20 protein-coding genes are annotated in these 23,553 nt (G+C 57.9%); 5 read left to right on the plus strand and 15 right to left on the minus strand.

Annotated elements, in window-relative coordinates; all coding sequences use genetic code 11:
- Nucleotides 1–104: 104 nt before the first annotated feature.
- The 12 genes from ACYVAC_RS21870 to ACYVAC_RS21925 form a co-directional block, all read right to left on the minus strand.
- Complete coding sequence (locus tag ACYVAC_RS21870; RefSeq protein ID WP_461099953.1) at nt 105–1,784, minus strand: complex I subunit 4 family protein; 1,680 nt, start codon at nt 1,782–1,784, stop codon at nt 105–107.
- A 108-nt stretch (nt 1,785–1,892) separates the two neighbouring features.
- Complete coding sequence (locus ACYVAC_RS21875; RefSeq protein ID WP_461099954.1) at nt 1,893–3,764, minus strand: NADH-quinone oxidoreductase subunit 5 family protein; 1,872 nt, start codon at nt 3,762–3,764, stop codon at nt 1,893–1,895.
- A gap of 85 nt (nt 3,765–3,849) precedes the next feature.
- On the minus strand, nt 3,850–4,455 hold the full coding sequence (locus ACYVAC_RS21880; RefSeq protein ID WP_461099955.1) for a 2OG-Fe(II) oxygenase: 606 nt from the start codon (nt 4,453–4,455) through the stop codon (nt 3,850–3,852).
- Nucleotides 4,456–4,474: 19 nt separating this feature from the next.
- The gene (gene nuoK, locus ACYVAC_RS21885; protein WP_461099956.1) at nt 4,475–4,786 is read right to left on the minus strand and encodes an NADH-quinone oxidoreductase subunit NuoK; all 312 of its coding nucleotides are present in this window, start codon (nt 4,784–4,786) and stop codon (nt 4,475–4,477) included.
- A gap of 139 nt (nt 4,787–4,925) precedes the next feature.
- The gene (locus ACYVAC_RS21890; RefSeq protein WP_461099957.1) at nt 4,926–5,801 is read right to left on the minus strand and encodes a hydroxypyruvate isomerase family protein; all 876 of its coding nucleotides are present in this window, start codon (nt 5,799–5,801) and stop codon (nt 4,926–4,928) included.
- 122 nt (nt 5,802–5,923) lie between these two features.
- Nucleotides 5,924–6,646 carry a 3-keto-disaccharide hydrolase gene (locus ACYVAC_RS21895; RefSeq protein WP_461099958.1) on the minus strand — a complete coding sequence of 241 codons (723 nt, stop codon included), beginning with the start codon at nt 6,644–6,646 and terminating at the stop codon, nt 5,924–5,926.
- 128 nt (nt 6,647–6,774) lie between these two features.
- On the minus strand, nt 6,775–7,638 hold the full coding sequence (gene galU, locus ACYVAC_RS21900) for a UTP--glucose-1-phosphate uridylyltransferase GalU (protein WP_461099959.1): 864 nt from the start codon (nt 7,636–7,638) through the stop codon (nt 6,775–6,777).
- Between the two features lie 87 nt (nt 7,639–7,725).
- Complete coding sequence (locus ACYVAC_RS21905) at nt 7,726–8,721, minus strand: mevalonate kinase family protein (RefSeq protein WP_461099960.1); 996 nt, start codon at nt 8,719–8,721, stop codon at nt 7,726–7,728.
- 146 nt (nt 8,722–8,867) lie between these two features.
- Complete coding sequence (locus ACYVAC_RS21910; protein ID WP_461099961.1) at nt 8,868–9,302, minus strand: hypothetical protein; 435 nt, start codon at nt 9,300–9,302, stop codon at nt 8,868–8,870.
- Between the two features lie 126 nt (nt 9,303–9,428).
- Nucleotides 9,429–11,216, minus strand: a complete 1,788-nt coding sequence (locus ACYVAC_RS21915; protein ID WP_461099962.1) for a RagB/SusD family nutrient uptake outer membrane protein — start codon at nt 11,214–11,216, stop codon at nt 9,429–9,431.
- Between the two features lie 32 nt (nt 11,217–11,248).
- Nucleotides 11,249–14,434, minus strand: a complete 3,186-nt coding sequence (locus ACYVAC_RS21920) for a SusC/RagA family TonB-linked outer membrane protein (RefSeq protein WP_461100182.1) — start codon at nt 14,432–14,434, stop codon at nt 11,249–11,251.
- A 201-nt stretch (nt 14,435–14,635) separates the two neighbouring features.
- Nucleotides 14,636–15,004 (minus strand): XRE family transcriptional regulator, encoded by a 369-nt coding sequence (locus ACYVAC_RS21925; RefSeq protein ID WP_461100183.1) that lies wholly within the window; start codon nt 15,002–15,004, stop codon nt 14,636–14,638.
- Nucleotides 15,005–15,202: 198 nt separating this feature from the next.
- Between ACYVAC_RS21925 and ACYVAC_RS21930 the strand changes: the two genes are divergently transcribed.
- The 5 genes from ACYVAC_RS21930 (at nt 15,203) to ACYVAC_RS21950 (ending at nt 19,673) form a co-directional block, all read left to right on the plus strand.
- Nucleotides 15,203–15,871: a hypothetical protein gene (locus ACYVAC_RS21930; RefSeq protein WP_461099963.1), complete on the plus strand. Its 669-nt coding sequence runs from the start codon at nt 15,203–15,205 to the stop codon at nt 15,869–15,871.
- 63 nt (nt 15,872–15,934) lie between these two features.
- A complete protein-coding gene (locus ACYVAC_RS21935; RefSeq protein WP_461099964.1) occupies nt 15,935–16,693 on the plus strand; it encodes a PD-(D/E)XK nuclease-like domain-containing protein in 759 nt (252 codons plus the stop codon).
- Nucleotides 16,694–16,734: 41 nt separating this feature from the next.
- A complete protein-coding gene (locus ACYVAC_RS21940) occupies nt 16,735–17,082 on the plus strand; it encodes a hypothetical protein (RefSeq protein ID WP_461099965.1) in 348 nt (115 codons plus the stop codon).
- A 178-nt stretch (nt 17,083–17,260) separates the two neighbouring features.
- Nucleotides 17,261–18,034: a pentapeptide repeat-containing protein gene (locus ACYVAC_RS21945; RefSeq protein ID WP_461099966.1), complete on the plus strand. Its 774-nt coding sequence runs from the start codon at nt 17,261–17,263 to the stop codon at nt 18,032–18,034.
- A 199-nt stretch (nt 18,035–18,233) separates the two neighbouring features.
- The gene (locus ACYVAC_RS21950; RefSeq protein WP_461099967.1) at nt 18,234–19,673 is read left to right on the plus strand and encodes a hypothetical protein; all 1,440 of its coding nucleotides are present in this window, start codon (nt 18,234–18,236) and stop codon (nt 19,671–19,673) included.
- Nucleotides 19,674–19,750: 77 nt separating this feature from the next.
- On the opposite strand, the gene ACYVAC_RS21955 is transcribed toward ACYVAC_RS21950, so the two are convergent.
- From ACYVAC_RS21955 to ACYVAC_RS21965, 3 genes are all read right to left on the minus strand, one after another.
- Complete coding sequence (locus tag ACYVAC_RS21955) at nt 19,751–20,536, minus strand: ferritin-like domain-containing protein (protein WP_461099968.1); 786 nt, start codon at nt 20,534–20,536, stop codon at nt 19,751–19,753.
- 23 nt (nt 20,537–20,559) lie between these two features.
- On the minus strand, nt 20,560–21,300 hold the full coding sequence (locus tag ACYVAC_RS21960; RefSeq protein ID WP_461099969.1) for a ferritin-like domain-containing protein: 741 nt from the start codon (nt 21,298–21,300) through the stop codon (nt 20,560–20,562).
- Between the two features lie 398 nt (nt 21,301–21,698).
- The gene (locus ACYVAC_RS21965) at nt 21,699–23,531 is read right to left on the minus strand and encodes an ABC transporter ATP-binding protein (RefSeq protein WP_461099970.1); all 1,833 of its coding nucleotides are present in this window, start codon (nt 23,529–23,531) and stop codon (nt 21,699–21,701) included.
- Nucleotides 23,532–23,553 lie beyond the last annotated feature (22 nt).

Consider the following 23,553-nt stretch of genomic DNA (forward strand, 5'->3'; position numbering starts at 1 on the left):
GCAAGATACGAAAAGACTGCTCTACTGACCGACCAGATTTAAGCGTTACGACAACGACGGGATTCCCCCCGGCTCTCCCACCCATCGGGCCGTATCGGCGCGCTTTACTCGACGGCAAACCGAAGCAGCCATTGCCCCACGGTGGCGCTGCTCAGATCGAAGATGAGGTTGGGAAACAGCCCCAGCACCACCGACAACACCCCCAACGGTATGAGCAGCAGCCGCTCGCGGGGGGTCAGGTCGGTAAGCGGGCTGGGCGCGTCGGGCGATGCGGGCTCATGGCGCGACCAGAACCGGCCGAAAAACATTCGCTGCAGGGTCCAGAGAAAATACGCAGCGGCCAGTCCGATACCCGTGGCCGACACGGCCGTGAGCCAGCCCGGCAGCCAGGTCGACTGAAAGCTGCCCATCAGCGTGAACAGTTCACCCACAAAGCCCGACAGCCCGGGCAGGCCCAACGAACCAAAAAAAGCGATGGCGGTCAGTACCGTGTAGCGCGGCATGGGCTGCATAAGCCCCCGGTATGAATCGATGCGCCGGTCGTGGGTACGGTCGTAGACGACGCCCGTCAGCAGAAAGAGCATGGCCGACAGTATGCCGTGGCTCACCATCTGGTACACGGCCCCGTTGACTCCTTCACCCGTGAGCGAGGCAACGCCCAGCAGTACAAAGCCCATATGCGACACCGATGAGTAGGCGATCATCTTTTTCAGGTCGTGCTGCGCCAGCGCGTTGAGCCCGCCGTAGACGATAGACAGGGCACCCAGCCCCGCCAGGATGGGGGCATACTGAGCCGCCCCATCGGGAAAGAAATTCCAGACAATCCGCAGAAAGCCGTAGCCCCCGATCTTGAGCAGCACCCCGGCCAGCACCACCGATACGGGCGTGGGGGCTTCGACGTGCGCATCGGGCAGCCACGTATGCACCGGCACGATGGGCAGCTTGATGGCAAAGCCAATAAAAATAGCCCAGAACGCCAGCATGCGGGCGGGTAGTCCCAGCACCATCGGCTCGGCGGCCGGGTTCAGAAACGCGTCGGGCAGGTAGTTGCCCCCATCGGCCAGGTAGCGCATATCGAACGTATGCACCAGCTGGGCCGGATTGAGCTGGCCCTGCTGTAGGTGGCTCTGCACCAGTCGAATCAGTTCGGGGGTGGCCTCGGCCGGATCGGCGATGAAGCCCGCAGCGACGGCCGTACTAACCGGGTCGATCACCGACAGATAGAGGCCGATCATCACCAGCAGAATCAGCAGCGACCCGAGCAGCGTGTAGAGAAAAAACTTGATGGACGCGTACTCCCGGCGTGGTCCGCCCCACAACCCGATCAGGAAGTACATGGGCAGGAGCATAAACTCGAAGAACAGGAAAAACAAAAAGAAGTCGAGCGCCAGAAAGCAGCCCATGATGGTACCCGTCAGCAGCAGGTAGAGCGCAAAGTAGGCTCGGCGCCGGTGCGTTATCTGCCACGACGACACCACCCCGATCAGCATCACCACGGCCGACAGCAGCACGAGCGGCAGGCTGATGCCATCGACCCCTACCAGGTAGTCGATCGACGCCACGCCCAGCCTACCGAGGGGCAGCGTAATCCAGTCGGCCTGTTCGAGCAGCTGATAATCGGGGCGGGCCGTGTCGAAGCCGGCCCCGACCAGCCCGGCCAGCACAACTTCCAGTATCAGCACCGCCAGAGCAATCCAGCGAAACTGGCTTGCCAGCGACTCCGGTAGCAGCGCCACCAGCAGCGCACTCAGCAACGGTAAAAAGATCAGTAACGAAAGCAGCATTTCTCAATTAGTTTTCGGTTTACCGTTTACAGTCTACGATAAGCTTGGTCTGGGTATCGCTTTTCTGCGACGACTTCCCGAAAGCCGTAAACTGTAAACCGAAAACCGTTATAATACCCACCACAGCACCAGCAGCAACCCTACAACGGCGGCTGTGATGTACGACTGTACACGACCATTCTGCACCGAGCGCGTCAGGCGTCCGAGCCGGCCCGCCAGCCAGGCCATGCTATTCACAAGACCATCGACGCCAAACCGGTCGACAACACTGGCCAGATGTGCCAGCACCACCGTCGATACGCCCACGCCGTTGACCACCCGATCGACCACCCGCTGATCGGTATGGTTGAGCAGATCAGCCAGCCGCAGCAGCGGATTGATGAACAGCGCCTGGTACAGGGTATCCAGAAATCCGTATTCGACCGACAGCCGCACGTAGCTCGACCGCGGGTTGGGGTCGCGCAGGCGGAAACCCAGCCACGCTCCGCCCAGTACCAGCGCCACCGATGCCGGCCCCAGCCAGACCGGTGCGGTTTCAGTACCCAGCGGCAGCAGCCGCCAGAACCAGCTGTGATGCGCGCTGAGTGGGTTGATCGAGAACCAGAAGAAGAGCGAAAGCCCCGCCAGCAGCAGCATGGGCAACCGTATGAGCCAGTCGGCTTCGTGCAGGGCCGTGGCGGGTAGAGACGGGTGCCGATAGTCGCCCCAGAACACCAGCCGCCACTGCCGGGCCATGTAGAGCGCCGTTAGCCCCGACGACAGGAGCAACAGCACGGGTATCAGGGCGGCCAGACCGCCCTGCCCGGCCGCCCAGGCAAACGCGCCCCCCAGAATGACTTCTTTCGACAGAAAACCGGAAAAAAACGGCAGTCCGATCAGAGCTGCGGTACAGAGCGTATACACCGCGAAGGTAACCGGCAGGGCCCGGCGCAGGCCACCCATCTGCCGCATATCCTGCGTATGCACGGCGTGGATAACGGCCCCGGCTCCCAGAAACAGACCGGCTTTAAAAAACGCGTGGGTCACCAAATGAAACATAGCCCCCCCCACGTTGCCGGTGCCCATAGCCGCCACCATCAAACCCAGCTGCGACACCGTCGAGAAGGCCAGTACTTTTTTGATATCGGTCTGGAAGAGGGCCGAATACCCCCCCCAACAGGTCGTTATGGTACCCACCACGGTGATGACCACCAGCGCATCGGCCGAGAGCAGGGGATGAATACGGGCCAGCAGAAAAATACCGGCGGCCACCATGGTTGCCGCGTGGAGCAGCGCCGACACGGGCGTGGGGCCTTCCATAGCATCGGGCAACCAGGTCAGCAATGGAAACTGGGCCGACTTACCCACGCAGCCCATAAACAGGCACAGCCCGGCCAGTGTAGGCAGCGGCCCCACCGGTACACCCAGTTCGAGCGAACCGGTATGCAGATAGGTCATGAAAATACCCAGCAGAAAGCCGATATCGCCAACGCGGTTCATCAGAAACGCTTTCTGGGCTGCCTGCCCCGCCGACGGCCGGTCGGCGTAGAAGCCAATGAGCAGGTACGACGCCAGCCCCACCAGCTCCCAGAATACATACATAACCAGCAGGTTGCCAGCCAGTACGATACCCAGCATAGCCCCCACAAACAGCTGCAGACTGGCGAAATAGCGGGTTTGGGCGGGTTCGTCGTGCAGATACGATAGTGAATAGACCTGCACCAGCAACGCCACGAAATGCACGACCAGCAACATCAGCACGGCCAGGCTGTCGATGCGCAGGCCAAGACGGAGCCCGTGGTCGGCGAAGGTGGCCCAGGAAAAACCAAACGACTGGGGTTCGGCGGGTAGTGTCAGTGCTAGCCAGCCCGACAGGCCCAGCCCCAGGGCGGTCAGGGCAATGGCCACCGGACCCGCCCCCCGCCGGCCGGCTCCCAGCACAGCCAGTGCCCCGGCAAACGGCAGCAGCAACAGCAGGATGGAAACCAGGTGTATGGACATGGGCATGGTGAATGTGGCCGCAAATATCCCGATTCTGCGGTGGGGAAACAACCCGCCACCCGTTTGCAGAGGGGGTTGGCCGGTGTTAGTTTGTTTTGAGCCAGCCAGTCAGGCTCAGGCGTTCGCGGGTGGCGGGGCGCACCTCGTGTTCGAGCCGGTCGCTCTCGAAACATACCAGCCGACCGCCCACGGGCGATACCATTACGGTTTGCTCGCTGCCGTCGTTGCTGGGTAGAAAAAGCGCCAGCTGGCCGCCTTCCTCTTCCTGCCAGTCGGTATTGAGGTAGCAGATCACCGACAGTTTTCGGCGCGAATCGCTGCGAAACCGGTCGAGGTGGCGCTTGTAGCCAGTACCTACCGGGTAGCGCGCATAGTGAAATTCGGCGTCGCGCAGGCCCAGGTAACAGGTCTGGTTGACGTAGTCGATGAACTCGGCAATGCGGGCCAGGAAGGAGGCTTCTTCGGGTGTGGCCGTATCGGCCTCGATCCACATGATCTCATCGCCCCGGATGGCGGTTTCGACCAGCACCTGCTGATTGCCGATACCGGCCTGCCGGAACAGCCCCGCCTGCCGGCGCTCGTGCAAACGGGCGGTCAGCGCCCTTGTCTCGTCGGGCGACAGAAACGCATCGACCAGGCCGTAGCCCTGGGTCAGTATGCCGTCGATAATGGGTTCAAAATCAGGATTCATACGGGAGAGGCAGCGCCGGTTACTGCCGAAGTTCGTTGAGTTCGTCGAGCTGCGCCGTCCGGAAATGGCGGTACACCTGTAGCACAATGGCCAGCGCCACCGCCGACTCGGCCGCAGCCACTACCATTACGAACAGGCTGAGCATCTGCCCCTGCAGCCGGTCGGGGTCGAACTGACTGAAGGCTACCAGATTGATATTGACCGCGTTGAGCATCAGCTCGATTCCCATCAACACGACAATGGCATGGCGCTTGAACAGCACTACCGCCAGCCCGATGCTGAACAGAGCCGCCCCCACAACCAAAAACAAATGACTATCAACGGCTTGCATAACGAACAGACAAAAAAGCCGGAGCCAGCCGCTGCTGGCTCCGGCTATGTACCTGGATAAATACGCCGAATGGGCAATTGGTTCCTGCCGTAGCCGACCAATTACCCATTCGGTTGGGGTTTTCAGACATGGGGCTGATCTACACGTCGCAGAGCAGCACCGCTTCTTTCAGGCTTTTAAGTGGCTCGCGCTTCGGAATAAACTCCTGCGCTACGTATCCTTTGTAGCCTGTTTCGACAATGGCCCGCATCACGGCGGGGTAGTAGATTTCCTGCGTTTCGTCGATCTCGTTGCGACCGGGGTTACCGCCCGTGTGGTAGTGACCGATATACTGGCTGTACTTGCGGATCGTCCGGATAATGTCGCCTTCCATGATCTGCATGTGGTAGATATCGTAGAGCAGCTTGAAACGCTCCGAACCAACCAGTTTGCACAGCTCCGCGCCCCAGGCCGTGTGGTCGCACATGTAGTCTTTATGGTCGACCTTGCTGTTGAGCAGCTCCATAATCATGGTAATGCCGTATTTCTCGGCGCTAGGCATCAACCGCTTCAGACCGACGGCGCAGTTTTTCATGCCCTCTTCGTCGCTCATCCCCCGCCGGTTGCCCGAGAAACAGATGATGGTACTGTAACCGGCTTCTTTCAGCTTCGGAAAAATAGCTTCATAGCTGGCCACCAGTTCGTCGTGATTCTTTGGATCATTGAACCCATCGACAATACCCTTGCCGGCGCCCTGCGGCAGCGCCGAGGTGAGGCCATATTTTTTGAGGATCGGCCATTCGGGCGGGTCAACCAGTTCGATCGACTTGATACCGATCTCTTTGGCCGCTTTGCAGAGCTCCTCGAAAGGCGTTTTGCTATAGCACCAGCGACATACCGAATGGTTGATGTTGCCTTTCAGCTTGGGCGCTACCAACGCGGTCGTTGGCGAAGCCGCCACGGCGGAGGTCAGTGCAGGCAGCGACAGGGCTGTTCCGGTCAGGGTTTTCAGCGCCATACGGCGGGATGATTTCATGATCAGTGTAGGGTTTACAGGTTGCGGCTTACGGTTTTCGGCACTCAGTTTACGGTGGCTGTCGGACGGTACATCGTCGGGCGACAGCCATTACAACCAGTGAACCACAGACCGGTCACCGGTTAAAGTTCGCGGATACGGATGTTGCGGAACCACACTTTGTCGCCGTGGTCCTGCAGGGCAATGTGGCCGGTGGCATACTTGCCGAACCCTTCCCAGCCCTTAAACTTACTTTCGGCTACCATCTTATCCCACTCGGGGCCACTGGTAGGGTACTCGGCTGTTTTCTTGCCGTTGAGGTACTGCTCGGCTTTGCCGTCTTTGATCACCAGCCGGGCCTTGTTCCACTCACCGGCCGGTTTGGCCGCATTAGGTGTCACCGGTTTCTGTAGATCATAGAGCGAACCGGCAGTGCGGTTACCATCGCGGCCCATCTTGGCATCGGGGTGGCGCTCATTGTCGAGTACCTGCATCTCGGGGCCGGTCTGGTAGGTGGCACGGTACTTGGGATCTTCGTGTACGTGGTAGATGATACCGCTATTGGCCCCCTCCGACACTTTCCACTCCAGTTCCAGTTCGAAATCACCGTATTCTTTATCGGTCACCAGGTCGCCACCACCCCCACCGCCGGTGTAGTGAATGGCGCCGTTATCGACTGCCCACTTATCCGATACGGGTTGACCGGCTTTGAGGTAGTTGTGCCAGCCTTTAAAATCTTTGCCATCAAACAGGGTTTCCCACTTGCCTTTGGGCGGGCGGGCCGTTGCATCGGCATTGGCCGGATGGTTGCTACAGGTGAGTGCCAGGGCCAGCAGGCCAGCAGCAGATAAGCGGAGGTAGTTCATGTGGTTTAACGGTTGAGATTGCACGGTTTTGATTTACAGTATCCGGTTTTGCCGTTGGACAGTTTTTCCATAGGCCTGGTTTACTGTGAGCCGGACACTGTAAACCAAAAACCCTGGATACATAAAGGCTATTCGGCCAGAATCTCCTTTAGGAAGGCCCGAAACTTGTCGGCAAACTCGGGGCGCTTGAGCGCAAATTCTACGGTTGTTTTCAGAAAATCGAGTTTATTGCCAATATCGTGGCGCTTGCCCTCGATGCGGTGCGCAAACAGGTTTTCGCGACGCAGCAGCAGCAGCATGGCATCGGTCAGCTGGATTTCGTTGTTCTTGCCGGCCGGTGTCTGATCGAGCATCGTAAAAATATCGGGCGTCAGCACGTAGCGCCCGGCAATGGCCAGATTCGAGGGAGCCTCGCTCAGCGACGGCTTCTCCACGAGCGTGTCGAGCTGCATGATGCGGTCGCTCAGCGAGATGCCGCCCACAATGCCGTAGCGATTCACCTTATCGTGGGGTACCTCTTCAACCGCAATCACCGACCCGCCGTACTGTTCGTAGGTATCGATCAGCTGCTGCGTCACCGGAATTACCGAGTCCATAATGGTATCGCCGAGCAGTACCGCAAAAGGCTCGTTTCCCACGTGGTGCCGGGCATACCGAATGGCGTCGCCCAGGCCGTTGAGTTCGCGCTGCCGCACGTAGTGCAGATTAGCCATGTCCGAGAGCCGGCGCATTTCGTCGAGCAGGAGCTGATCTTCCTTTTCTTCGAGCCGGGTTTCAAGCTCGTAGTTGCGGTCGAAGTGGTCTTCGATGGCCCGCTTCCCCTTACCCGTAATAATCAGGATATCCTCGATACCCGAGTCGACGGCTTCCTGCACCACATACTGAATGGTGGGGCGGTCGATGATGGGCAGCATCTCTTTGGGTTGCGCCTTGGTGGCGGGCAGAAACCGGGTTCCAAACCCGGCGGCCGGTATAACAGCTTTTTTAATCATCGTTTTATTGAGTGTATGAACGATTGAGTGATTGAGTGAGCAACTGATGTGATTACACCAAGCAACCACTCAACCGCACAATCGCCATTAAACAACAAAGGGCTTAATCACGCGGGCGTTGATTTTGCGGAGTTCGACGAAGAGCCGGTTCAGCATGGCATCGTCGCGGTAGAGTCCAATAATCGAACCGCCTGAGCCCGTAAACGACGCCGACGCTCCGCAGGCGCGGGCCGTATCGATGAGGCTGCGGTTACGGTCGCTGATGGTGTAGATCTGCGCCCGCAGGTCGAAGTTGCGGTTGATCAGGTCGTTGAGCTGATCGGTATCGTGCCGGGCCAGCGCATCGTAGCCCTGCCGGGCCAGGTCGGCAATCTCGTTGAGCGTGGCTACTACTTTTTCTTCGCCCTTGAGCCAGCGTGCGCGCACGTCGTTATGCACCCGCCCCGACTGTTTGCTCAGGTCGGTATTGTAGGCTATGTAGAGTTTGGGCAGCTGCCGGGCATCGATCGGTTCGTAGTCGCCATGCCCCTGCCGCTCCATGATCAACTGCTCAAAGTTCATGTACACGCAGCCCTCGTAGCACTGAATCACGCGGTCCTGCAGGCCGGCCGTGATGCCCAGCTCATCGGTTTCGGTGGCCAGCACCAGGTTGGGCAGTATGGGCAGCGGAATCTCGACCCGGTAGAACTGCATCAGCGCCCGGAAGGTAGCCACGATAATGGCACTCGAGCCCGATAAGCCCACCTGCCGCGGAATAGACGTGTTGTAGCGAATGGAAAAGTTCTGGTTGGGGAGCCGGATCTGCTCCTGCTCGCAGTATTCAGCAAATTTCTTGATAGCCGCTTTCAGCAGCGGCACCCCTCCATGATACCCCACAGTACTGACCGCATCGCGCAGGTGGTGCAGGCTTCTGAACACGCTGGTATCCTGCGGCTGCGGCTCGATATTAAGTTCGGGCGAGGGGTAAAGCGTTACTGACGCGCCAAAGTTTCGGACCGAAATGGCGATCGTTTTGCCGAAAAAACCGTCGGAGGGGTTGCCAAGCAGGCCGGCTCGGGCGTAGGCGCGGGTTTCAATGAGCACCGATTACTGAGCGATTGAGTACGTAATTTGGGTAGGAACGGGTCAAGTTTACGAAACATTGCCCCATTTCGGGCTAGTAAGCGTATAAAAAAAGCGACCGGTGAGCTTTTCACCGGTCGCCGAAAGACCATATAGATACCCTGAAGTTAGCTTACGCTTTCTTTGTCTTTGCCGTCATACCCTTTGTTGTGCGGGTCGTAGCCTTTACCCGGATCGTCACCCTGTTCCAGATAGGTGGCATCGGCGCGGTGCAGCAGTGCATCGTCCGATGGGTTCTCGGCTACTTCGTCCAGCTTCCGGGCGGCTTCGTCGCTCATCAGCTTACCGTCCTGCCGCTGGGCCACTGCGGGATCTACGTCCCAGCCGTTACCCGACCCTTCGTTGGCATGCTGACCGGTGGTACCCATGCTGCCTTCGCCGGCAACAGGCTCAACCGGTACATCGTTGATGTCGACGCCCGAGGTGCTGGCGCTTACGCCGGCCGACTCGTGGCCGTAATCCGACGTACCGTGCTGGTTCGGATTCTGCGAATAGAATTCAGGATCAACTTTATCGGGATCGAATGGGGATGTCGTCGCCATAATCGTGTCGTTATTTTCAGAGTATAACCGTAAAGGCGGGCAGTTGTTTTGCCGACCCACGCCGGTAAACCCGCCCCAATCGGGCAACGGGCCAGATCGGAGCGGGTTTGCCGGTCACCTGCGTACTTACTTGTAAGCCGGGTTCTGCGTCAGGGTGGCTTTACCGCCAACGAAGGCGTTATCGATAGCCTCCTGCGGCACGGGGTAGTATTCGTGCTTGCCTTTTACGAAGCGGGCACCCTTCAGGTACGTGCGCTTGTTACCCTCGGTTGTCACGTAGGCATTGAGCACCTGGTCGGCAACACCCCAACGCACCAGGTCGAAGAAGCGGTGACCTTCCATGGCAAACTCCAGCCGGGTTTCGAACCGCACCGCCTTACGCGCCGACTCTTTGCTGGCGAACACCGATGCCGGGTAGGGCTTGATAAGGTAGTTGGCCGCCGGATCGGCTGTTTCGGTATAGGCATCGCGGGTGCTGCCCTGCACGGCTTTTTTTACAAAATCGGCGGGGTTGGCCGCCCGGGCGCGCACCAGATTCACCAGCGTATTGGCCCGACTCAGACTGCCGACCTCTACCTCGGCTTCGGCCAGCCACAACAGCACATGCGCGTACCGGATCAGGCGGTAGTTGTTGGCCGTCAGGTTCTGCCAGCCGACGCCCAGCAGCGTGTTCTTTTTCGAGGCCACGTGCTTTTTGGGCGAATAGGGCCCCGCGTAGGTCTGGTCGCGGATGAAATCGCTGTTGTGGATTTTGAAATCCTTGTAGAGAATACCCCGCCGGCCTACCGTCCAGTCGAGTCGCGGGTCGAGTGTTCCGGTATAGGGCGTGTAGGCCGCATCGAGCGCTACGCCCTGATCGTTGGTTACGTCGCTGTTGTTGAACGTATCGAACAGGGGCAGGCCATTGGCGTCGGTTTTGTAGGCATTGACCAGGTTTTGCGATGGCTGGTAGAAACCGCAGCAGCCCCAGGGCGACGCGTACGGGTGAGCCAGTCCCATACCGGCTGTGGCCGCGCCGTCGTCGGAGGCCGACTTGGCATACTGCACTTCAAAAATCGACTCCCGGTTGTTGCGCGTATCGGAGTCGAAGTTCTGCGAGAAGTTGTCCATCAGGCTAAACTTGCCGCTGTTGACGATTTGATCGAGCACCGTTTTGGCCGCCGTTAGCTTGGCTGCATTGGGTGCTCCGGTAGCCACGTCGAACCCCTGAAACATGTAGGTTTTGGCCAGGTGTGCCAGAGCCGCGTACTTGGTCGGGCGCCCTGGCTCAGCTTGCGTTTCGGGCAGCACGGCCGCAGCCGCCGTAAAGTCGGCTTCGATGTTGGGCCATATCTCGGCGGTGTTCGGGATTTTGGTCGAGTTCGGATCGTTTACATCGTAGATTTTTTCGTCGATGTAGGGCGCATACCGGAAAATCTTGCGGGCTTCAAAATGGAAGTAGCCCCGCAGGAATTTGGCCTCGGCCTCGATCTGCTTCCGACGTGCATCGGAAATATCCTTCACATTCACCAGATTGTCGAGCACGTCGTTGCAGCGAGCCACGCCTTCGTACAGGCCCCGCCACTTGTTGCGGATGTGGCCGTTGGTGGGCTGAAAATCGTAGCGCTCGATAAACGACTGCTCCGGCTGGTCGCCGGCATCGGTGCCTTTGTAGGCATCGTCGGACGGAATGCCGCCGAATACCCAGTTCTGCACTTCGTTTTCCCAAGGCGACTGCCCGTCGATGCCCTGTCCGTCGAGCATCCCGTAGGCGCCGATCAGCTGCCCTTCGATCCCTTTGCTGTTGGTCAGCGAGGCCGGGCTGTACTGCCCCTGGGGCGGGCGCGTCAGGAAGCTGTCACTACAGGCGTTAACAACCAGCATACCCGCCAGCGACAACGCCGAAATGGTTAATTTTTTATGAAATGGCTGCATAGGAGGCAACAGTTTTTCGTGGAAAAGATGGGTTAGAAACCAAGGTTCAGACCGAACAGGAACGTGCGCGACGCGGGCAGATAGCCGCCGTCGAAGCCCAGGTTCCGGTTTTTATCCCCGTTGAAATTGTTTGAGATGCTGATCTCGGGGTTCAGGCCCTGGTATTTGGTGAACGTCAGCAGGTTCTGGCTCTGCACGTAGACCTGGCAGCTACCCAGCCCCAGCCGCGACAGCAGCCCCGCCGGAAAGGTGTAGCCCAGCTGCAGGTTCTTCAGCCGGAAATACGAGCCGTCTTCGATAAAGTACGACGAGGGCCGGCTGCTGACCTGATCGTTGGCGTCGGGTATGGGCACCGTGCCCCCCGTGTTGGTGGGCGACCACGCATCGTACAGCGCCCGGCGCGACCGGTTACCCTGGAAGGTGTTGAAATCGGAGAAGTAGCGCGTGTAGTTGTAGATGCTGTTGCCCTGCGACCCGTTGCCGAAAATGGTCAGGTCGAAGTTTTTATAGCCCAGATTGATATTCACGCCGTAGGTAAAATCGGGGTGCGGGCTGCCAATGATAGTCCGGTCGGCGTCGGTAATCACGCCATCACCGTTGATATCGGCCATCTTGAACTTACCCGCCCGGTTGTAGCCATCGGTGTAGGGCGCCCAGGTTTTGGCTTCTTCGTCGGTCTGGAAAATGCCCAGCACTTTGTAGCCGTAGAACGACGAGATGGGCAGGCCGGCCTGCGTCACGGTCACGGCCGGCACGCGCGAGCCGTAGCCGAAGTAGCGGGTGTTTTCGCTTTCATCGAGTTTCAGCACCTTGTTGCGGTAGGTAGCAAAGTTGAGGCTGGCTCCGTAGCGGAAGTTGCCCACGCGGTCTTTGTAGCCAATGGCCAGGTCGATACCGCGGTTCTGCATGCTGCCCACGTTATAGGCCGGAATACCCGCGTCGCCCGCTGTGAAGGTGAAGGGCGTGGTGAAGAGCATATCGGTTGTTTTGCGGCTCCACACGTCGAAGCTGATATCGAGTTTATTCGACACCAGGGCTAGGTCGAACCCGAGGTTAGTCGAGGCCGTCGACTCCCATTTGGCGTTGGGGTTTCCGAAGCGCAGAATATCGAAACCGGCAGCCGCCGTGCTCTGGTCGCCGTTGATCGGATAGCCCGAGTGGAACGTATCCGACTGGTAGGTAGTGTAGGCATTGTAATCGCCAATGGCCTGGTTACCCGTCAGGCCGTAGCCGACCCGGATTTTCATGTCATTGACAAAGGCAATGTTGTTTTTGAAGAAATTCTCCTGCGAAATCCGCCAGCCCGCCGACACGGCCGGAAACAGGGCACTGTTCGACGCCGTCAGGAAACGCGACGACTTATCCTGCCGCAGAATGGCCTGAAACAGGTATTTGTCGCCGTAGGCGTAGTTGACTTTCCCGAACAGCGAGAACAGCGAGTAATCCTGCTCCACGCGTCCCCCATTGCTCGAGGTCGACCGGGTGCCCAAATCGAGATAGCTCTGGATATCGATCTGCTCGTTGAAGAAGCTGCTTCGCCCCGCTTCGAAAAACTCCTGATACTGCCGGATGGCCTCGGTTCCGACAAAGGCGTCGACCTTGTGAACGGTATTAAATGTTTTAGAGTAGTTCAGCGTATTGGTCCAGACCCACTGATAGGCAAACCGGTTCTGATCGGTCAGGCTGGTGTTGAAGCTACCTTCGATGTATTCCGGATTGGCCCGGCCCAAATACTTGGCTCGGTCGCCGTTGGCATCGATCCCGATCGTGGTGCGGGCCGTCAGGCCGGAAATCAGGTCGACTTCGGCGTAGGTGTTACCAAACACGCGGAGGCTATTGTAGCGGTTGTCGCGCTGCCGGTAAAGCGTTGCCACCGGGTTTTCGTTGTTGCCCAGGTTGAGCCCCCGACTACCGGCAAAGTTGCCGGCAATGTCGTATACGGGCAGCAGCGGGTGGTGCTTGTAGGCTCCCGATACGGCATTTTGTTCCTCGTTGTTGTTGAATCCGCCTTTGCGGCTACTGTAGGCGACGGTCAGGTTTTCGCCCACCCGGATCCGTTTTTTCACCGTAAATTCGGTATTGGCCCGCAGCGAATAGCGGTCGTAGCCAATATTCCGGACCGTGCCCTGCTGGTTGAAATAACCCACCGACAGTGCATACCGGCCCGTCTCCGAGCCGCCCGTTGCGCCAATGTTGTAGTTCTGGATGGGGGACACCTGCGTGACCTCGTCAAACCAGTTGGTATTGGCCGACTTCGTGATGGGGTAGATGTTGCTGGGGGTAAGCGAATACAGACTGGGGTTTACCGCGGCTGAGCCTTCGGCCCCTTTGCTCGGAAACACGTAGGCCGGAATCGTCACCTGTCCGTTGGCTCCGTAGGTATACTGCCCGTGCGACGGGGTCTTACCCGCGTTCACGTCGGCCAAGTATAAGTACTGACCCAGCTCGGTAGCGTTCAGCACTTCGCCTTTCTTGGCCCACTGCTGCGATCCGTAGTAGGCATCGACCGTAATACGCGACACGCCTACCTTACCTTTCTTGGTGGTAATGATCACGACCCCGTTGGCCGCCCGCGACCCGTAGATCGACGACGCTGACGCGTCTTTCAGCACCTGAATGGTTTCGATATCGTTCTGATTGATGGTGCCCAGGTTCTGGGTAGGCACCCCGTCGATGATGTACAGCGGATCGTTGTTGCCGATCGTACCGAAGCCCCGAATCCGGACCGTGGCACTGCCGCCCGGCGTAGCGTCGTTCGTTACCGTTACACCGGCTACCCGGCCCTGCAGCTGCTGCGCTACATCGGTGGCCGGAATCGACAGTAAGTCTTTGGTATTCACGGTTGCTACGGCTCCGGTGATATCCCGCTTCGACTGAGCACTATAGCCCGTTACGACCACCTCACTCAGCGTCGACACATCTTCGGCCAGCGTCACATTGATCGTGGTCTGACTACCTACGGCTACCTCCTGCGCTTTGTACCCGATAAACGAGTAGACCAGCACGGCGTTGTTGTTCGCCGGAATACTGTACTCGCCATTGGCGTTGGTCACTACGCCCCGGTTGGTTCCCTTCACCGATACGTTCACGCCGGGCAGGCCAGTGGCGTCGGATTGGCCAATGACGCGTCCGGTGCGCAGTGTACCCTGTGCCAGTACCAGCGGGCCCATAAATAACAAAACCGCCAGAAGCCAGAGCCGGGCGGTCATACCGTACATGTGTTCCATACAATACGTTTTTATACGCGTTAGTTTAGGATTATACCTACCCAATATTGAGTATTTTTAATTTTTATATCAAAATAATGCGATCAAATAATAAAATAATTAAAAAATAGTCACCCTTAAGGACGATAAATCCTTTTAAAATACAACTCTACCAGATAAGTTGAGTAAGTATACTCAGGGTAATGACTAGGCTTATGCCTGGGGCCGGAGCCGGGCCAGCTCGGCCCGCAGCAGATCATTGGTTTCCTGGAGCAGGGCCATGCGCTGATTGAGCTGGAACAGCAGGTATTCGACATTGCGGAGCCGCTCTTCGGTTGTGATGGCGGCCGAAGGCGTGTCGAGCGTTTTAAACATCAGCCCCTCTCCCCGCAGCAGCCAGTCGCCATTGACCTGCGGGTAAGCGATCAGAATCTTTTCGAGGGTGTCGTAGCGGGGCTTCACCCGGCCGTGCAAAATGTGGTAGACCTTTTCGCCCCGGTGTTCGCCCAGCTGCCGGGCAAATTCGAGAACACTTACCTGAAGGGCATCGATCAATTGCTGAAGGCGGGTTTCGATCATAATCGGAGAACGTTCTTACAGGCCCTGCAGGCGATCATTTATTTTACACAAAAATGGGTAAATAAGGCCGCAGATATAGGCACCAAGGGCTTGTTTTTTACCTGAAACTGTGTAATTTTAAACCAGTAAACAACACCCCTTAAAAAGGCAAAAGGGACCGCAAAACGGGTCCCCTGCTTGAACAGTAAACAACAAATACTAATGAACACACAAAACAAAAGCCAACTTTCGACAAATCAAAGCGAGAGCCCGCTCCATTTAACGCAAATGGCCGTTGCAGCAGCTAATGATCATGACCAGCAGACGGTGGTCCGGCGGTACAAATACCTCGAAGGACACCCCCGTCAGTATCGATTCGACGCCAAAGAAGGGGTGTTCAACATCAACGGTGCCGAAAAACTGGGCCGGACCCTTACGTTTCAGCCTATTGCCTGGCGCATCTTCACGGATAACATCCTGAACATGGGAACCAAGAACTGGGCGGAGCTCTTCTTTATCGACGAAAAGAACTGCGTGTCGGCCATTCTCTTCCACGGGTATTCGGTCGACAATATTTTTCGGCTTATCGAACCCCTCTACTACGATGACCTGACGCTGGCCGATGTCGTGATTACGGCCGTTGCCGAGAAGAAAGAAAACAACAAGATTCAGCCCAAAGGGGTCTACTACATCGCCAATTTCAGCTACACCCTGGCCGACCCCGCCCGTTCGGCCGAGCTGAAAGCGTTTGCGCAGGACGTGAGGCTATTCCGGCAGGAAACCCTCACCGACATCGCCAACATCAAAACGGCCATGCACTACTACAACCCGTTTGCCAGCCTGCCCGACGAGGTCGAGCCGAACCTGCTGCCCGCCGGCGTTCCGGCCTGATGAGTCTGGCCCGTACTGCCTGAGTACAGGTTTGTTGTTTCCTCCGTCTATCTCCTTCTCCGTATGCCATCTGACCTGATTGATGCTTACCGGGCGTTGCCCCGCGTTTCCAACTCCGACCTGACCCGCCTGAAAGAAGAACGGCTGGGCAGTGGGGCGGTCCATCCGCAGGCGCAGGCCAACCTGCAGCGCGCCAGCATTTTCGGACGCGCGTTTCATCAGCACCTGCTCGAACCCGAGCGCGTGGGTACCGTGATGCAACAGCTACTGCCCGATCTGACGCCGGGCTTGCTGGAGTCGGCCCCCGACCCCGGGCAGTTGCAGACCCTCATGCACATTGTGCAGCAGGATGCGTTCTGCCGGCGCTACCTCCGCCAGGCCGAACGCGAACGGATCGTTCTATCGACCGACCCGGCCACCAGTATTGCCTGTAAGGCCCGGATGGACCTGCTTTATACCAGCCCGCAACGCCGAAGTGCCCTGATCGTCGACCTCAAGACTACCTCGGCCCGCACCCCGGCCCAGTTTCTCGAATCGTGCTATACCTACGATTATGACCGGCAGGCTGCTTTTTACCTCGACAGTTTGCGGCAGTCGGAGGGGGGCGAATGGGCAGACACGCGGCAGTTCCGGTTTGTGTTTGTGGGCGTCATGAAGCAGGCCCCGCACCGGTTGTTTGCCGTCGATGCCACATCGATACCCGGCTTTATCGACTATGGCCGGAAGAAGTACCGTTTCTGGCTCCGTAAATGGCGCGAGGAGCAACAAACCGACACGCGCCCACTGGTGGGCCCACTGCCAGCCTGGCAGCGTCTGGCCTGATGCTGCGCTTTCAACAGGCTCTGCCAACGACTTATCCCTTTATGAACGCATCGCTGATCACCCTTACGCCCAGTGAACTCCACTTCGACTGGGGCACCGACGGACTGGTGTTGTGGATTGAAGAACTCGACGGCGCCGGTAGTCTGGCCGGCCAGATGAATGACGTGCTGGATCGCATTGCTTTTGCCATCGAACTGCAAACCGGCTGGGATGCCCGCACCGACGGACACACCTATCATCCGCTCTGCGGCTACCGGCTGCTGCTGCGCGATGCCAGTGGCCGCTGGAACGCCGTGCGAACCAGCCGGATGGGGCATTTCGAAGCCCTTGTTCCGCTCGAAGAAGTCGATTACGAAGTGGCTTACGATAAAGTAATGTGGCTCGACTGAATTTGCTTACCCTTTGCTGACTATTCCTTTCTGCCGGGGCCGGCCTGTCGAAAACGGGTCGGCCCTGCCCATTCCGGGGTAGCGGCCTGATAACCAGCGAATCGTTTTTTTTAGGTTACCTATGCAGCGTCCAAAAAAAAACGTGCATCTTTATGCAAACGCAAGAACAAACAGCCCCATGAAGTCTACCCTGCTCAGTCTGCTCTTCGCTGCTACCACCGTACTGTCAAGCCTGGCCCAAAGCCAATCGAACACCCTCAGTGCCCGCGAGCTGATCGAAAAAATCAACCGCCGGGAAACCATTGCCTACAGCAACGTAACCATCACCGGCGACGTTGACCTGACCGAACTGGCCAACAAACACAAAACCCGCAACGGCAACTGGGGCACCACCGATCAATACGAATCGCTGGTTGAGGTGCCCATCAGCTTCGACCACTGCCGCTTCACGGGCCGTTTCATTGCCTGCAAGCACGACGAAACGCTGGGCGCCAACGGCACTAACTTTACCGCCAGCTTTCAGGAACCCGTTACGTTTACAGGGTGCACGTTCGAGGGCGATGCCGCGTTCAAATACACCGTATTCAAGCAACAGGCTATCTTCACCCGCAGCCGGTTCAACGGCGAGATGTCGAACTTCAAGTATTCGAAATTTCTGGCCGCGTCTGATTTCGCCTTCACCCAGTTTAAGGGGTACGCCGATTTTAAATACACACGTTTCGATGAATCGTCGACGTTCCAGCGTGTTATGTTTTCGCAGTATGCCGATTTCAAGTACACCAAATTTGGCGAGCAGACCGACTTTCAGGAAAGCCGTTTTGTAAGCATTGCTGATTTTCGGTATACACACTTCCCCCGTGGTACCCGGTTCGATAATGCCCGGTTCGATGGCAATGCTGAGTTTAAGTACGCCACCCTCGACGGGCAGCAGTTCTCGCCCCGCAGGCAGTAGATCAGCTCCGTAAAGCATACCAGTCAGGTCTGTTGGGCTCCCACCGGGATGTGCCTGACAGACCTGTCTTTTTTGGGGCTCATGGGCCAGCCGGCTGCCAGTCGATAGAGAAGGCAACGGCCGGTGGGCGGAACGTACCGGAATCCTTGCAAACCGGTAGTGGGTACGTTATTTTTGAGTTGACTCCGTTCTATGCCCCATGCTTCGATCCCGCTTCTCGCTCTATCTCTGGTGTGTACTCATTAGCCTGCTTGCCTTTACCTGTGTACGCGAGTATCCGGCCACGGCGCCCTACACCCCACCGGTACAGCCATCGAACCCGGGCAGCTTACCGCCCCAGACCCAGCCTCCCCCGCCCCAGAAACGGCTGTTTCTGACCAACGACAAGGTACGGGTCGGTATCGACCTGAACATGGGGGGCGCCATCAACTACCTCGCTGAAGCCGGTACGAGCGAAAACATGATCAATAACTTCGATCTGGGCCGGCAACTGCAGACATCGCTTTACGCAGGGCCCTTTCCCTACTCGGTCAATGGCAAGCAACCCGTGGAGAAGTGGCGCAACCTGGGCTGGAATCCCGTGCAGACCGGCGATTATTACAACAACCCTTCGCAGATTGTCAGTTACCAGCAGGATCAGAATCGGCTCTACGTCAAAACCATTCCGCTGATCTGGCCCCTGCTCAACGAACCGGCCGACTGTGTGATGGAACACTGGATCGAGTTGCAGGGCAATACGGTGCGTGTGCGCTGCCGTACAACCGTCAATCGGGCCGATACCACGCAGTACGAAGCCCGCACGCAGGAAACGCCCTGCGTCTACCTCAACAGCCCCTGGTACCGGATGGTCACCTACAGCGGTCAGCAGCCTTACACCAATGCCGCCGTTACCGAGACGACCGAACAGGATATTGTTACACGCTTTGCCAGCGAAAACTGGGTGGCGCTCCTCAACAAAGACGGCCGGGGTGTTGGTCTGTACCGGCCCAGCGAATATCGGTACCGCACGGCCGGTTTCGGCCAGCCAAAGGTTGGGGGCGAGTTCGACGTAACGAGCACGTACATGAACAGCGACAGTTTTATCCTGATCGACTACAATGGCACCTACGAGTTCGAGTACACGCTGGTGCTGGGCTCGCTGACCGACATACGCCAGTTTGTGTATGCCCAGCCACGGCCAGCCCCCAAGCCCAATTTTCGGTTCACGCAGGATCGGCAGGGCTGGTACTATTTCAACGCCCGCGACCGGGGCTGGCCCATCAACAACGAACTGGCCATCAAGTGGCAGCGCGTCGATACCACCAAAGTCGATTTCCGGACGCTGAGCCCGCTTTCCTTCTGGAAAGCGGCTGACACCCGCAAGCTGTATCTGCAGGCTGCCTTCCAGACAAAGGCCAGTACCGTACGCTTTGGCTGGCGTCGGTTCGAAGACACCGACATTTTCGACATTGCCGGCCGCTACATCGACCTGCCGATCATTGGCGATGGGCAGTACCGCACCTACGAAATCGATCTGTCGAACCAGCCCGGCTGGGAGGGCATCATTACCCAGATTGGCCTGAACACACCGCCATCCCAGCGGGGGTTCGAGAAGGGGTCGCTGGCCCGCATCCGCAGCATTACCACTACCCGACCCTGACAGGGCAATTTCGCCCAACACAAAAAAGCCTCGGCTGGGATATCCCGACCGAGGCCTTCGTATGCGATTGGAATCGACTAGCGGTTCAGCGATTTGATGAACGGCGTGGCGATAGCCAGTACGGCTTCTTTCGACAGGGGCTCATCGAACGCTTCCGATACAGCGATGTTGCTGTAACCCGTAGCCGTTACGAGGTTTACACCACCCTGGGTTACGTTTTCTTCACCCGAGTAGATGGCCTGGGGCAGACCCGTTTCTTCGGCAAGCGTAATCCAGCCTTTGTTGCCACGCAGGTAGCGAATCCGGGCAGCGTGCCGGGCTTCTACCGAGTGGATCTGGAGGGCAACCGTCAGGATGGCGGGAGCCGACATCAGGTTGGTAGCCTGGCCTTTGTAGGCGCGAACGCCGGTATCTTCGAAAGCCTGTGCCACTGCGTAGTTGGTCTGCACATTCGAGAATACATCCGCGAATTTGCCACCAGCCGTGAAGTCGAACGTTGGCTTGGGGACGGCTGCGCTACCCAGTGCCGATTTCAGCAGGGCAACGTGCGAGTTTTCGTGTTTGGCGATCTGCTCGTAGTAAGGGCGGGCCGCCGATGGAATCAGGCCGGGCGTGGCCAGGCTCATGTTGTAATATTCTGCTTCGAGGTATTCGAGCGTCAGGGCGAAGTTCAGCACGTCAGCAACCGTGCTGCTCTGGGCGTAGGTCTTGTTCAGAACCCCGGCCAGGGCTACGGGTGCAGCACCCATTACCGTCTTCTTCAGAAGGTTCTGGAAAATGCTCCGACGCGACATGTGTTCGATACGCGCCAGGGCGTCACCGTCCACTTTTTCAATTTCACTAAGGATATTTTGGAGATTCATTGCCGTGTTGAGTTAAAGGTGGATTAGCGACGTCCGTTACGACCGTTGATGATTTCTTTCACGTACGGCTTAACCAGTTGCAGTACTTCCTCGGGGTTCCGGATTTCTTCCAGACCTGATTGTGGATATACTACCTGATCGCTGGCAAACAGCGTGCTGTTTGGTTCGATGAGCGTAGCGATGATCGACGCGTGACGGGCTTCGACCGATACAATTTTACCGGCCAGTACCAGATAATCCGGGGTGCGGATGTATTGACCAGCGCCATTGTAGGCCGACACACCAATGTTTTCGAACACGCGGGCTGTGCCCAGTACGCTGGCACGGCTGCTGAAGTTGATGCTGCTGAAATCGGGCGTCAGGCCTGGAATGGCTGCGCTGCCCAGAGCGGCTTTGAACAACTCGCGGTGGATTACTTCGTGATCACGAATGTCGGTCAGGATGCGACGTTCCATATCCGTGATTCCCGAGTAAGGAGTCATGATAACCTGGGTGTAGAAAGCAGCTTCGAGTTGCTCCAGTGCGTATGCATAGTTCAGCACGTTTACATCTTTGCTACCAATATCGCCAAGGTCGACGGCATCACCCGGACGGGCAGCGCCAGTCGTGGGGTCAACGAGTTCGCTATGACAGGCGCTAAGTGCTACGCCAGCTGCTGCCGTTGCGCCAAGATACCGCATAAACACACGGCGCCCCAGGGCAGCCGATGCTTTGCCAGATAGTCCCTCCATGGTTACCATCGGGTCGTTTGGTTGTTTTTCCATTGAGCAAAAAGTTTGGTTTATGCTGACCCCCTCATCAGAGTAAGCACAGTAACTACGAACGAGGCAGGCAAAAGGATTTGAGATTTTTCACCTTTTTAAGAAAGTCTATTCTTAACTGAGGGAACGGCCCAAAAACATCCGTTAACTCAACAAAAATACCCTGTTCCGGGGGCGACCGAAGCCAGTGTTCCGGCACGCGCCAACAGTTGCGCCTGACAACCCGCTGGCCAGCCGCCAGAACGCGCTGCCCCCCGCCAAAGCCGGTTGCTGCCGGCTGCCGGTTTTCACGGCCAGACAGCCCGACGTCCGGGCCAGACCGGTCGTTGTGGAAACTGGTCTGGCCCGGGCGTCGGGCGTGGTTTTGGTAGCGTAGGGTACTGTGGGGAAACGGCTTGGGCCTATACGGCCTGCATGGTGCTCAACCGTCGGTAAAACCCTTCGTCGAGCGAAAGCAGGTCATCGTGCCGACCCCGCTCGATAATCTGTCCCTGATGCACCACCAGAATTTCATCGGCATGCTGAATGGTACTGAGCCGGTGCGCAATCACCAGCGTGGTGCGGTTGGCCATGAGCCGGGTCAGGGCTTCCTGCACCAGTTTTTCCGATTCGGTATCAAGGGCGGAGGTGGCTTCGTCGAGAATCAGAATGGGCGGGTTTTTCAGAATGGCGCGGGCAATGCTGATGCGCTGCCGCTGCCCACCCGATAGTTTGCCGCCCCGGTCGCCAATCACGGTCTGGTACCCCTGCGGCTGGGCTTCGATAAAGGCGTGGGCATTGGCAATCCGGGCGGCTTCCATTACCTGAGCCTCGGTAGCCTCACTGCCAAAGGCGATGTTGTTGAAAATGGTATCGTTGAACAGGACGCTTTCCTGCGTAACAATACCCATCTGCCCGCGCAGCGACGCCACGGTACAGTCGCGCAGATCGATACCGTCGATCAGGATCCGGCCCGCCGTGGGGTCATAGAAGCGAGGCACCAGATCGGCGATGGTCGACTTGCCGCCCCCCGACGATCCCACCAGCGCAATGGTTTTGCCCTTCGGTATCTCGAAGTCGACAGATCGCAGCACGGGTGTATCGGCCGTGTAGCTAAACGAAACAGCCTGCACCAGGATACGGTCGGTAAAAGCCGGCAGTGTAATGGCACCCGGTTTGTCCTGAATCAGCGGAACGGTATCGATCAGTTCGAGTACCCGTTCGCCCGACGCCAGCCCCCGCTGCGAGCCACTGAAGGCGTTGGAAATATCTTTGGCCGGGCGGGTCACCTGCGAAAAAATGGCGATATACGTGATAAACTCGGCCGCAGCCAGATCTGACTGCCCGCCCAGCACGAGCGTACCGCCGTAGAGCAAAATACCGGCCACTACGGTTACGCCCATCACTTCGGAAAAGGGCGAGGCCAGTTCGCGCCGGTTGGCCAGCGACCGCACGGCGTCGCGGTAGCCGTTGTTTTCGCGCTGAAACTTGGCCAGCATAAAGTCTTCGGCCACAAACCCCTTCACTACCCGCATGCCGCCGAAGGTTTCGTCGAGCAGACTTACCAGTCCGCTCAGCCGCTGCTGTCCTTCCTGGGCGTCGCGTTTCATGCGCCGAACCAGCGTGGCAATAAAAATTCCCGACACGGGAATGACGATAATGGCGAACAGGGTCAGCTTAACCGAAATACTCAGCAGGGCCACGATATAGCCGATCAGCAGAAACACTTCTTTCGAAGCCGCCGAGAGCGAGTTGGCAATGGAGTTTTCGACTTCCTGCACATCGGTGGTGATGCGGGAGATCAGGTTGCCTTTACGCTCGTTAGAGAAGAAGCCCAGGTGCAGGTTCAGAGTGCGGGCAAATACGGCTTCGCGCAGCCGCGACACCATGCGGGCCTTGAACGCTTCGAGCTGCCGCACCGACAGGTATTTAAAGACATTGCTGAGCAGCACCGACAACACAATGACGACGCACACGAACTGAAGCGCCCCGATTTTGCCGTACTGCTGGAAAACCTGAGCAAAGTAGTATCGGAAAGCCGTGGTCGGCGAGCTGGTGAGCGACGGCGACGGCTGGCTGAGCAGGGCTCGTAGTTCGGCCGCATTGACCTTATCGAACAGAATGCTCAGGAGCGGAATCAGCAGCGTAAAGTTGAGCACACCAAACACACTGGCCAGCAGCGACGTGGTTACGAAGGGCGCCAGAAAGCGGCCCAGCGGTCGGGCAAATGCGAGTAATCGGAGGTAAGTCTTCATTCGTACCGCAAAGATACCGCCC

The sequence above is a fragment of the Spirosoma luteolum genome (assembly GCF_054778875.1).

Coding starts and splice junctions, on each gene's coding strand:
- ACYVAC_RS21870 (WP_461099953.1), bottom strand. CDS start 1,784: ATGCTGCTTTCGTTACTGATCTTTTTACCGTTGCTGAGTGCGCTGCTG.
- ACYVAC_RS21875 (WP_461099954.1), bottom strand. CDS start 3,764: ATGTCCATACACCTGGTTTCCATCCTGCTGTTGCTGCTGCCGTTTGCC.
- ACYVAC_RS21880 (WP_461099955.1), bottom strand. CDS start 4,455: ATGAATCCTGATTTTGAACCCATTATCGACGGCATACTGACCCAGGGC.
- nuoK (WP_461099956.1), bottom strand. CDS start 4,786: ATGCAAGCCGTTGATAGTCATTTGTTTTTGGTTGTGGGGGCGGCTCTG.
- ACYVAC_RS21890 (WP_461099957.1), bottom strand. CDS start 5,801: ATGAAATCATCCCGCCGTATGGCGCTGAAAACCCTGACCGGAACAGCC.
- ACYVAC_RS21895 (WP_461099958.1), bottom strand. CDS start 6,646: ATGAACTACCTCCGCTTATCTGCTGCTGGCCTGCTGGCCCTGGCACTC.
- galU (WP_461099959.1), bottom strand. CDS start 7,638: ATGATTAAAAAAGCTGTTATACCGGCCGCCGGGTTTGGAACCCGGTTT.
- ACYVAC_RS21910 (WP_461099961.1), bottom strand. CDS start 9,302: ATGGCGACGACATCCCCATTCGATCCCGATAAAGTTGATCCTGAATTC.
- ACYVAC_RS21915 (WP_461099962.1), bottom strand. CDS start 11,216: ATGCAGCCATTTCATAAAAAATTAACCATTTCGGCGTTGTCGCTGGCG.
- ACYVAC_RS21920 (WP_461100182.1), bottom strand. CDS start 14,434: ATGTACGGTATGACCGCCCGGCTCTGGCTTCTGGCGGTTTTGTTATTT.
- ACYVAC_RS21930 (WP_461099963.1), top strand. CDS start 15,203: ATGAACACACAAAACAAAAGCCAACTTTCGACAAATCAAAGCGAGAGC.
- ACYVAC_RS21935 (WP_461099964.1), top strand. CDS start 15,935: ATGCCATCTGACCTGATTGATGCTTACCGGGCGTTGCCCCGCGTTTCC.
- ACYVAC_RS21940 (WP_461099965.1), top strand. CDS start 16,735: ATGAACGCATCGCTGATCACCCTTACGCCCAGTGAACTCCACTTCGAC.
- ACYVAC_RS21945 (WP_461099966.1), top strand. CDS start 17,261: ATGAAGTCTACCCTGCTCAGTCTGCTCTTCGCTGCTACCACCGTACTG.
- ACYVAC_RS21950 (WP_461099967.1), top strand. CDS start 18,234: ATGCTTCGATCCCGCTTCTCGCTCTATCTCTGGTGTGTACTCATTAGC.
- ACYVAC_RS21955 (WP_461099968.1), bottom strand. CDS start 20,536: ATGAATCTCCAAAATATCCTTAGTGAAATTGAAAAAGTGGACGGTGAC.
- ACYVAC_RS21960 (WP_461099969.1), bottom strand. CDS start 21,300: ATGGAAAAACAACCAAACGACCCGATGGTAACCATGGAGGGACTATCT.
- ACYVAC_RS21965 (WP_461099970.1), bottom strand. CDS start 23,531: ATGAAGACTTACCTCCGATTACTCGCATTTGCCCGACCGCTGGGCCGC.